This is a genomic window from Kineococcus sp. AC630 (assembly GCF_979255925.1).
This window is the reverse complement of record NZ_CEEDMJ010000089.1, coordinates 1-266: the sequence shown is the minus strand read 5'-3', so window position 1 is coordinate 266 and position 266 is coordinate 1. Positions and strand designations below refer to the sequence as shown.

The window sequence follows — 266 nt, the reverse complement described above, 5'->3', positions numbered from 1 at the left end:
GCTCTGGGAACTGTGGAACGAACCGGACATCTTCTACTGGAAGGGCACGCCGGAACCGTTCGGCGAGCTCTACACCGTGACCGCCGAAGCCGTCCGCAGCGGGCTCCCGGACGCCAAGGTCGGCGGGCCGGCCGTCACCGGCGGCGGGGTGGAGTTCCTGCGCACGTTCCGGCAGCACACCTCGGAGCACGAGACCCCCCTCGACGTCGTCTCCTTCCACACCAAGGGATCGGCGTTCACGCCCTGGCGGGTCTACGGCCCGACGG

General features: G+C 69.9%; 1 protein-coding gene. It reads left to right on the top strand.

The genetic code is table 11. From position 1 onward, the window contains the following. Nucleotides 1-266 (top strand): GH39 family glycosyl hydrolase (locus tag AC0I8G_RS25965; RefSeq protein ID WP_471732514.1); only part of this gene is annotated, 266 nt, incomplete at both ends.